The 7,212-nt window shown below is 72.0% G+C and carries 4 protein-coding genes; 2 read left to right on the forward strand and 2 right to left on the reverse strand.

Features of this window, described 5'->3' with window-relative positions:
* Positions 1 to 54: 54 nt before the first annotated feature.
* Positions 55 to 1,977 (reverse strand): asparagine synthase (glutamine-hydrolyzing), encoded by a 1,923-nt coding sequence (gene asnB / locus ACZ6S4_RS34675; RefSeq protein WP_465478952.1) that lies wholly within the window; start codon positions 1,975 to 1,977, stop codon positions 55 to 57.
* Between the two features lie 156 nt (positions 1,978 to 2,133).
* On the opposite strand from asnB, the gene ACZ6S4_RS34680 reads away from it, so the two are divergent.
* Together ACZ6S4_RS34680 and ACZ6S4_RS34685 are read left to right on the forward strand one after the other, a co-directional pair.
* Complete coding sequence (locus ACZ6S4_RS34680) at positions 2,134 to 2,829, forward strand: response regulator transcription factor (protein WP_465479028.1); 696 nt, start codon at positions 2,134 to 2,136, stop codon at positions 2,827 to 2,829.
* A complete protein-coding gene (locus tag ACZ6S4_RS34685; RefSeq protein ID WP_465478953.1) occupies positions 2,826 to 4,619 on the forward strand; it encodes a sensor histidine kinase in 1,794 nt (597 codons plus the stop codon). The genes ACZ6S4_RS34680 and ACZ6S4_RS34685 overlap by 4 nt, the downstream gene beginning before the upstream one ends.
* Here the strand turns inward: ACZ6S4_RS34685 and ACZ6S4_RS34690 are convergent.
* Positions 4,597 to 7,095, reverse strand: a complete 2,499-nt coding sequence (locus ACZ6S4_RS34690) for a DEAD/DEAH box helicase (RefSeq protein ID WP_465478954.1) — start codon at positions 7,093 to 7,095, stop codon at positions 4,597 to 4,599. The genes ACZ6S4_RS34685 and ACZ6S4_RS34690 overlap by 23 nt on opposite strands.
* Between the last annotated feature and the right edge of the window lie 117 nt (positions 7,096 to 7,212).

A 7,212-nucleotide genomic window follows, 5' to 3' on the forward strand; every position in this document is an offset into this window, starting at 1 on the left:
TCGACCCCAGCCGTCCCGTACCTGACCTTCGGACGGACGGGCGCGTTGCTGAGCTCACGCTGCCGCGGTCGCCGCCGGCTGAGTCGGGGCCGGGTTCAGCGACCGTTCCACCGTGATCGCGTGCCACAGGCAGAACATCGCCACCGTCCAGACCTTGCGGGAGTTGTCGGCCACGCCGGCCCGGTGCTCGGCCAGCAGCCGCTGGGCGTAGCCGAGGTCGAGCAGGTGCCCGGTCTGCGAGCCGGCCATCAGCTCGGCGATCCAGTCGCCGATGGCGCCCTTGAGCCACAGCCGGGTCGGGGTGGGGAAGCCCAGCTTGCGGCGGTCGCGCACCGACTCGGGCACGATGCCGCGCATGGCCTCGCGCAGCGCGTACTTGGTCGTTCGGCTGCCGGCCGGGAGTTTCATCTCGGTGGGCAGTCCCGCCGCGGCCGCGTACACCGCCTGGTCCAGGAACGGCACGCGCAGCTCCAGCGAGTGCGCCATCGACATCCGGTCGGCCTTGGTCAGGATGTCGCCGGGCAGCCAGGTGTGCAGGTCCACGTACTGCATCGAGGCGACGTCGTCGACGTCGGCGGTCTCCGCGTACAGCTTGCCGGTGATCACCGTGTGGGGGTCGGCGGTGAAGCGCATCAGCTCCGCCTTCTCCGCGGGGGAGAAGATCCGGGCGTTTCCGTAGTAGCGCTCCTCGATCGGGGTGGTGCCGCGCTCCAGGAAACTGTGGCCCTTCACGCCCTCCGGGATGACCTTCGACAGGCTGCGCAGACCACGCTTCATGCCGGCCGGCAGGCGCTCGATGCCGGCCAGCGACATCGGCTCGCGGTAGATCGTGTAGCCGCCGAAGAGCTCGTCGGAGCCCTCCCCGGACAGCACCACGGTGACGTGCCGGGACGCCGTACGGGCCAGGAAGTAGAGCGGCACCAGCGACGGGTCCGCGACCGGGTCGTCGAGCAGCTGCACGATCCGCGGCAGCTCCCGGATGACGTCGTCCTCGGTGACCACCGTCGGGGTCAGCCGTACCCCGAGCTGGTCCGCCGTGTGCTGGGCAATCTCGATCTCGGAGTAGCCCTCCTGGGCGAAACCGGCGGTGAACGCGTGCAGGTCCGGCTTGACCTCGGCGGCCAGCGCGACGATGGCCGACGAGTCCACCCCGCTGGACAGGAACGCCCCCACCGGCACCTCGGCGTGCAGGTGCTTGCGGACGCTGTCGCGCAACGCGTCACGGATGGCGTGGATCGCCACGTCCGGCCGTACGTGCAACGGCCGCAGCGACGGCCGGAAGTAGCGGTCCAGGCGCAGGCCGCCGCCGGGGGTCCAGGTCATCCGGTGTCCCGGCGGCAGCCGCCGCACGTGCCGGTGCAGTGTCATGGGGTCCGGCACGTACTGCAGGGTCAGGTAGTGGGCCAGAGCGTCGGTGTCCAGGGCCGCCCCGGAGTCGCCGCTGAACGGCAGCAGCGCCTTGCGCTCGCTGGCCAGGAACAGCCCGTCCGAGGTCTCCAGCAGGTACAGCGGCTTGATCCCGAACGGGTCGCGGGCGGCGTGCACGGTGCCGGTCCAGTGGTCGTACGCGACGAACGCGAACATCCCCCGCAGCCGCGACAGCGCCGCCGCACCCCAGTAGTGGAACGCCGCGGCCAGCACCTCGGTGTCGCCGTGGGTGGCGAAGGTGGCGCTGTGCTCCCGGATCAGGTCCGCCCGCAGTTGGAGGTAGTTGTAGATCTCGCCGTTGAAGACCACGGTCCAGCGTCCGGCCTGCGGACCGTCGAACGGGTAGTGCGCCGGCTGCCGGCTCTCGGCCACGTCCACGATCGCCAGCCGCTGGAAGCCGAAGGCCAGGCCGTCGCCGTACTCGATCTGGGTGTCGTCTGGCCCCCGGTGGTGCATCGTGGCCAGCGCCTCGGCGAAGGCGGCGGCCGACGCGGGGTCGGGGACACCGGCGTGCGCCCGGCTGCTCACGAACACGCTCAGACCACACATCGTGGCACTCCTTCGGTTGACGGCGGGTCTGCACCGTAGGAAGCCGGTTATGAAGGACCTGTGAGGAAGTGGCCGGGAACCGTGGACGGACCGGAACCGGACCGGATCTTCATCGGAATCTGACATTCAGCGCGGGGGTTGACCGCCTGGGTGAGAATCGCGTCCGTGACCGCCCGGATCCTGGTAGCCGACGACGACCCCAAGCACGCCCAGCTCATTCGCCTGTACCTGGAGCGCGAGGGCCACCACGTGCTCACCGTCGGCGACGGGCGGGCCGCGCTGGAACAGGCCCGGGCCCGCCGGCCCGACCTGCTGATCCTCGACGTCATGATGCCGCTGGTCGACGGGCTCGACGTGTGCCGGATCCTGCGGGCGGAGTCGTCGCCGGTCGCCATCCTGCTGGTGACCGCCCGCTCGTCGGAGAACGACATGCTGCTGGGCCTGGACATCGGCGCCGACGACTACCTGGCCAAGCCGGTCAGCCCGCGGGAGCTGACCGCCCGGGTCCGGGCCCTGCTGCGCCGGATCGGCACGACCGACGGGCAGTCCGCGACCCTGCGCGTCGGTGAGCTCGAGGTGGACGCGGGCCGTTTCGAGGTCCGGGTCGGCGGGGCCACGGTGCACCTGACCGCCAAGGAGTTCGGAATCGTCGAGCTGCTGGCCCGCGAGCCCGGCCGGGTCTTCACCCGGGGGCAGATCATCGACCGGACCTTCGGCTTCGAGCAGGACGTCTCCGAGCGCACGGTCGACGCCCACGTGGTCAACCTGCGCCGCAAGATCGAGGCCGACCCGGCCGAGCCCCGGTACGTGCAGACCGTGTACGGCCGCGGTTACCGGATGGCCGAGCAATGAGCTTCCGGCTGCGGATCTTCCTGCTGGTCATGGTGGTGGCCGTGACGGCGATCGGGGCGACCGCCTGGCTGACGCTGAGCCTGACCTCCCGGGCGTTCAACGAGGCCCAGGACAGCGCGGACCGGCACCGCTACGAGATCGCCGACCAGGTGGCCCGTTACGGCCTGCTGCACGGGCGGTGGCCCGGCGTGGACGCTCTCGCCGCGGAGCTGTCCCGGCAGACCGGCCTGCACATCCGGCTGATCACCCTGGACCAGACGGTGCTGGTCGACACGGACAACATCGCCGGTCGCGCCGCCGGCCCGGTACGCCCCGGCCCCATGCTGATCGACCCGCGGCCGCAGCTGGAGTCCTGGGCCGCCGACGCCGCCGCTCAGCCGGCGCTGGCCGCTCTGCTCGCCAAGGGGGTCCCGGCCACCGCGCTGCTGACCGTACCGCTGTTCGGCCCGGCCCCCGACCCGGTCCGCCCCGTCGAGCGGACACCGGTGGCAGGGATGCTGCGCCAGCTCGCCCAGTACCGGGCGGCGCTGGTCGCCGTGCGGTGCATCGCCGACGAGAAGCCCGGCACCGAGGCGGTCCTGCTGACCGACCGGGCGCCGTATCTGACCCAGCGGCAGCTCACCGAGCACGCCGGGTGCGTGCGCAAGGCGTCGGAGCTGGTGCTGGAGAACCGCAGGCGCATCGACATCGACCTGCTGACGTATCGGCAGTGCAGCGCGCCGGGGGCGCCCGACGAGGACCGCAACTGCGCGGCGACCACCTTCAACGACCGGGCCGGGGTGTCAGCCGCGTTGCCGCTGCAGCTCTACCTCGGCGCGTCCGGCGAGACCGACGTCGGCCAGCTCGGCCGGCCCGCCGCCTTCGGCGCCGCCGGCCTGATCGTGGTGGCGCTGATCGGCACGGCCTGGATCGCCCGCCTGGTCAGCCATCCGGTACGCCGGCTCACCGAGGCCTCGCGGCTGCTCGCCGGCGGCCGGCTGAACGTGCGGGTGCCCACCTCCGGCCGCGGTGAGCTGGCCCGGCTGTCGCAGACGTTCAACGCCATGGCCGAGGCGGTGCAGCGCAGCGAGGAACGCCAGCGGCGGCTGGTGGCCGACGTCGCGCACGAGATGCGTACGCCGTTGTCGAACCTGCGCGGCTACCTCGAGGGACTCTCCGACGGGGTGGTCGAGCCGAGCCGGGAGCTGTTCGTCTCGCTGCACGAGGAGACCATGCTCCAGCGGCGCATCCTCGACGATCTGCAGGTGCTGGCCCTGGCCGAGGTGGGCGACCTGCGCTACGCCAAGGGCCCGATCGACCTGGCCGACCTGGTGCAGGTCGGCGCGACCGTGCACCGGGCGGTCGCCGCCGAGGCGGGCATCGCGCTGACCGTGGACGTGCCGGCCCCGGTGTGGGTCGAGGCGGACCCGGACCGGCTGCGCCAGGTCCTGGGCAACCTGCTGACCAACGCGGTGCGCTACACCGACACCGGCGGCCACGTCCTGGTACGCGTCCGTGAGCGCGGCGCGGAGGCCGTGCTGACCGTACGCGACACCGGCGTCGGCATGACCCCGGAGGATCTGCTGCGCGTCTTCGACCGTTTCTGGCGGGCCGACCCGGCCCGGCAGCGCGCGACCGGCGGCACCGGGCTGGGCCTGACCATCGCCCAGCGGATCGTGCGCGACCACGACGGCTACATCGAGGTCACCAGCGAACCCGGGGCCGGCACCACCTTCACCGTGTGCCTGCCGCTGCGGACAGCGGCGGCCGGCGCCGACCCGCCGGCGCTCAGTGCGGGCCCACCGCCGTGATCCGGATCGCCGCGGCGCCGAGCTCGTCGCTGGCCGCCAGGTCGACCTCGGCCTCGATGCCCCAGTCGTGGTCACCCTCGGGGTCCTCGAAGACCTGCCGCACTTTCCACACCGTCGGCGTGGTCTCGATGTGCAGCAGCGCCGGCCCGCGCGCCGAGGGCCCGGTGCCGACCACCGGATACTCGGCGTAGTAGTCCTCCAGGGCCTCGATCCAGCGATCGGTGTTCCAGCCCGACTCGGCGTCCAGCTCGCCCAGGTCCTCCGCCCGGCGCAGGGCGAACAGCTCGACCCGGCGGAACATGGCGTTGCGCACCAGCACCCGGAACGCCCGCACGTTGCGGGTGACCGCCGGCGGCTTGTCGTCCAGCGGCGACACCTCGACGATCTCGGCGCCCGGATTGCGGAGCCGCTCCCACTCGTCGAGCAGGCTGGAGTCGACCTGCCGGACCAGCTCGCCCAGCCACTCGATCAGGTCGGTGAGCTCCTCGGTGCGGGCGTCCTCGGGCACGGTCTGGCGCAGCGCCCGGAACGCGTCCGCGAGATACCGCAGCACCAGCCCCTCGGAGCGGGACAGGCCGTAGAACGAGACGTACTCGGTGAAGGTCATGGCGCGCTCGTACATGTCGCGGACCACGGCCTTGGGCTTGATCTCGTAGTCGGCGACCCACGGGTGCCCGCCCCGGTAGGTCTCGTACGCGCCCTCCAGCAGCGGCAGCAGCGGCTTGGGGTAGGTGACCTCCTCGAGCAGCTCCATCCGCTGGTCGTACTCGATGCCCTCGGCCTTCATCGCGTTGACGGCCTCGCCCTTGGCCTTGAACTGCTGCGCGGACAGCACCTGGCGCGGGTCCTCCAGGGTCGCCTCGATGACCGAGACCACGTCCAGCGGATACTCCGGCGACTCCCGGTCGAGCAGCTCCAGGCAGGCCAGCGCGAACGGCGACAGCGCCTGGTTGAGCGCGAAGTCGATCTGCAGGTCCTCGGTGAGGCGGTAGCGGATGCCGTCGTCGGTCTCGACCCGCTCGATGACCCCACCGGCCAGCAGCGCCCGGGCGATGGCCAGGGCCCGGCGGATGTGCCGGCGCTGGGCGGCCGGCTCCTCGTGGTTGTCGGTGAGCAGGTGCCGCATCGCCGTGAACGGGTCGCCGCCGCGGACCAGCACGTTGAGCAGCATCGCGTGCGACACCTGGAACGACGAGGTCAGCGGCTCCGGGTCGGCCGCCACCAGCCGGTCGAAGGTCGGCTGGCCCCAGCCGATGGTGCCCTCCGGCGGCTTCTTGCGGACCACCTTGCGGCGCTTCTTCGGGTCGTCGCCGGCCTTGGCCAGCATCCGCTCGTTGTCGATGACGTGCTCGGGGGCCTGCACGATGACCGTGCCGAGGGTGTCGTAGCCGGCCCGCCCGGCCCGCCCGGCGATCTGGTGGAACTCACGGGCCTTGAGCAGCCGGGTACGGACCCCGTCGTACTTGCTCAGGCCGGTGAACAGCACGGTCCGGATGGGCACGTTGATGCCGACGCCGAGGGTGTCCGTACCGCAGATGACCTTGAGCAGGCCCGCCTGCGCGAGGGTCTCGACGAGCCGGCGGTACTTGGGCAGCATGCCGGCGTGGTGCACGCCGATGCCGTGGCGCACCAGCCGGCTCAGGGTGCGCCCGAAGCCGGCGGTGAACCGGAAGCTGCCGATGGCCGCGGCGATCGCGTCCTTCTCGGCGCGGGTGCACATGTTGATGCTCATCAGCGACTGAGCCCGTTCCAGGGCGGCGGCCTGGGTGAAGTGCACGATGTAGACCGGTGCCTGCCGGGTGGTCAGCAGCTCCTCGATGGTCTCGTGCAGCGGGGTCATCGCGTACTGGAAGACCAGCGGGACCGGCCGCTCGGTGTTGCTGACCACGGCCGTGGGCCGGCCGGTGCGCCGGCTCAGGTCGTCGACGAAGCGGGTGGTGTCGCCCAGGGTCGCCGACATCAGGATGAACTGGGCCTGCGGCAGCTCGATGAGCGGCACCTGCCAGGCCCAGCCCCGGTCGGGCTCGGCGTAGAAGTGGAACTCGTCCATGACGACCTGGCCGACGTCGGCGTCGGCGCCCTCGCGCAGGGCCAGGTTGGCCAGGATCTCCGCGGTGCAGCAGATGATCGGGGCGTCGGCGTTGACGCTGGCGTCGCCGGTGAGCATGCCGACGTTGTGCGCGCCGAAGACCGCGCACAGGGCGAAGAACTTCTCGCTGACCAGCGCCTTGATCGGCGCGGTGTAGAAGGTGGTGCGCTTGTCGGCCAGGGCGGCGAAGTGCGCGCCGGTGGCGACCAGGCTCTTGCCCGAGCCGGTGGGGGTGTTGAGGATGACGTTCGCCCCGGTGGCGATCTCGATGAGCGCCTCCTCCTGGTGCGGGTAGAGCGTCAGGCCCTGCTCGCTCACCCAGCCCTGGAAGGCATCGAAGACGGCGTCGGGTTCGGCGGTGCCCGGAAGGCGTTCGGTGAGCGTCATGATGGGCCAACCTTACTAACAGCACCGTGGGGGGGGGGGGGGGGGGGGGGGGGGGAGGAGGGGGGAGGGGGGGGGGGGGGGGGGGGGGGGGGGGGGGGGGGGGGGGGGGGGGGGCGT

It is taken from the genome of Actinoplanes sp. NPDC051405, from assembly GCF_055586185.1.